General features: G+C 69.1%; 2 protein-coding genes. One reads left to right on the top strand and one right to left on the bottom strand.

Translation table 11 applies throughout. From position 1 onward, the window contains the following. The first annotated feature begins 334 nt into the window (after positions 1-334). Positions 335-1,771 carry a response regulator transcription factor gene (locus tag HMPREF1023_RS09005; RefSeq protein WP_035578764.1) on the top strand — a complete coding sequence of 479 codons (1,437 nt, stop codon included), beginning with the start codon at positions 335-337 and terminating at the stop codon, positions 1,769-1,771. A gap of 9 nt (positions 1,772-1,780) precedes the next feature. On the opposite strand, the gene HMPREF1023_RS09000 is transcribed toward HMPREF1023_RS09005, so the two are convergent. After that, on the bottom strand, positions 1,781-3,075 hold a 1,295-nt coding region (locus HMPREF1023_RS09000; protein WP_232228706.1), incomplete at its 5' end, for a sensor domain-containing diguanylate cyclase.

Here is a 3,075-nt window from a genome sequence, read left to right as displayed (position 1 = left end):
GCCTGCGCTCGCCGCGGGCGAGCAGCCGGCTAGGCCCGCGCCGGCGGCGACGGCCGCGGTTGCGCCCAGGCCCAGGAACGCACGGCGGGACAGCCCGTTCTTCATGATGTCGGTCATTGGAAACCCCTTCCCTCGATGAGCGGAATCCCTTGTTCCGCATAGCCCCATCCTGGCCGAACGGCCGCGCGCGGACATCTGGCGAAGCGGCCCATTTTCGCCGAAACCCGCAACATGGGCCGTTGCGGCCCATGCCTCAACCAGGGTTCCCGCTTGCGCTCCCCCGCCTGTTTTGCTAGGTTTGAAGCGACGCGACGAGGGATGGGAATGGGGAGCGATGCGCACGAAACCGCAGGATGACGACCACGTTGGCTTCTCCGGCTGGCGCTTGCTGGGTTTGGGATTCTGGCAAGCCTGGTGGATGATCAGCATGTGCACCGACGTGCTGCTGCCCACCACCGACCGCTTCCCGTTCGCGGGCAACACCACGCTGTGGGTGCTCGTGCTGACCACCGTGGGCTACCTCGTGGTGGTGGCGCTCGCACGGCGACTCTCGCCGTTCCTCACGCATCGCGCAAGCTTCCTCGCTGCGGGCGGCCTGACCGCCGCGGGCACCGTGACGCTGCCCATCGCGCTGACGCTGGGCTCAGGAGCCGCGGGGTTCACTTGGTTCCTTGCCGGCACCGTGTCGCTGTCGCTGGGCAACGCGCTGCTGCTCATCATGTGGGGCGAGCTGTGGAGCGCGCTGGCCACCGGACGCGTCGGGCGGCACCTGTACGTGTCGTACACGTTCGCGTTCGTGCTGTTCTTCGTCGCGTACGCGCTGCCCGAGGCGGCGGCCGTGGCGTTCACGGCGGCGCTGCCCATCGTGTCGGCCGCGGTGCTGGTGGCCTGCAAGCGCGAGCCGCGCCGCGAGCCCTCGGTGCTGCCGCTCGACGTGCGCACCATCCCCGTGGGGCGCATTTTCGCCTGCATCCTCGTGATCAGCATCGTGTACGGGGCCTCGCAGGGCATGGTGAACACGTTCGCCGAGGGCGATGCCGCGTTCACCGCGAAGGCGCTGCTGCTGGCGGGCTGCGCGCTGGCCGCCATCACGCTGTCGATGGTGGTGGCGCCCTCGGCCGCCGAGCCCATCGCGCTGTACCGCCCCGTCATCCCCGCGATGGTGGCGGGGCTCATCCTGCTTCTGCTGCTGCCCGCGCCGTACCGCTTCCTGGGCGCGGGGCTGGTCATCATGGGCGTGTACTGCCTCGACATGTTCATGATGCTGGTGTCCACCGACGTGGCGTTCCGCGGGCGCATACCCGTGGCGCTGTCGTTCGGCCTGGTCATCCTCTGCGCCCGCACCGGCACGCTCATCGGGTCGTTCGCCGCGGACCAGCTACTGAACGCGGCGCTGTGGTCGGAGGCGCTGCGCTCCGAGGTGTTCCTCGTGGGCGTGCTGGCGCTCGTGCTGGTGGGCATGCTGTTCTTCACGCAAACCGACGTGCAGAAGCTCTACGCCACCTCGCGCGAGGAAACCGCCGACGCCAGCCTCGAGCAGAAGTGCGCCGCCATCGCGCGGATGTGCCGCCTGACGAACCGCGAGGCCGAGGTGCTCGTGCTGCTGGCCCGCGGGCGCACCGTGCGCTATATCTGCGACGAGCTGTCCATCGCGCAGGGCACCGCGAAGCACCACGTGAGCAACATCTACCGCAAGGTGGGCGTGTTCGACCGCCAAGGGCTGCTCGACACCATCGAGCAGGGCGGCGTGGGGAAGCCGGGCTGGGAGTAGCGCCGGGCGCTAGGACGCCGCCGGCTCGTCGCGGTAGAACGCGTAGGTGCCGCCGCCCGCGCGCTTGGCGCAGTACAGGGCCTTGTCGGCCTTGCGGTACAGCTCTTCGTACGTGACGCCGTCCTGCGGATACAGGGCGATGCCCAGGCTGATGGACACCGGCCCGTGGTCGTCGTCGGAGGCCTCGGCGGCCTCGCGCACCGCCGCGCACATGCGTTGCGCGACGGCCTCCACCATGAGGTGCGACGAGATGCCCCGCAGGCACACCATGAACTCGTCGCCGCCCACGCGTCCCACGAGGTCGTCGTCGCGCACCGCGCTGACCACGCCCGCCACCGACTCCACGATCACGCGGTCGCCCGCCACGTGGCCGTAGCGGTCGTTCGTCGTCTTGAAGCGGTCGAGGTCGGCCATGATGAGCGCGTGCCCGTGGTCGACTTCGGACCGCTCGATGATGCGCGTGCAACCGTCCTCGAACGTCGCGCGGTTCAGCACGCCCGTGAGCGCGTCGCGCTCGGCCCGCGCCTTTTGCACCAGCTCGCGCTCGTGCCGCTCGGTGGTGTCGCCGAACGCGACGACGGCGTACACCGGACGGTTCTCGCCGTCGAACACGAGCGAGTAATCGACCTGGTACCAGCGGAACCGCCGCGTGTCGAAGTCCCGCATGCGCAGCATGACGCCCCCGCGCGGCACGCCCGTCTCCATGTCGCGGTACAGCGACCGGTACAGCTCCACGTGCTCAGGCGCGATCATGCCGGCGGCGATGGCGCTGTCGGGCACGTTCACCATGCGCGCGGGCGCCGTCAGGTAGCCCTCCACCGCGCCCTGCATGGTGAGCGCGCGGTCGGCCAGGTCGAACGTGGCGATGTTCTTGCCGCTCATCTGCGCGGCGATGCGAAACGCGTCCTCGCTCATGCGCAGGCGCTCGGAGGTATCCATCCACGAGCTGACGTCCAGCACGAGGCAGGTGACCGTGCCGCGCCGCGCGTCGTGACGGCACCGCGCCATCGTCCACAGCAGCGTGCCGGTTGCCGTCTCCTGGTTCACCTCGATCTCGAAGTCCGTCTCGCCTGCCTCGATATGCGCGCGCAGCTGGCCGCAGAACGCGCGCCAACCGTGCGAGTTCCGCACGTCGAGGGGGTAGAAATCGTCGGGGGATCGACGCTGGTAGCCCAGCAGGCTGAAGAACTCGTCGTTGGCGTACAGCGGCTCGACCGCGCCCGCCTCGTATCGCACGCGGGCCATCCCTGCGGGGATTTCGGATTCGTCGATCGTATCAAAAAACAGTTCGCTCATAAAAGTAG

Source organism: Eggerthella sp. 1_3_56FAA, assembly GCF_000185625.1.
GTDB lineage: Bacteria > Actinomycetota > Coriobacteriia > Coriobacteriales > Eggerthellaceae > Eggerthella > Eggerthella lenta.
The sequence above is the reverse complement of the archived record's forward strand: the minus strand, read 5'-3'. Positions and strand labels throughout refer to the sequence as shown.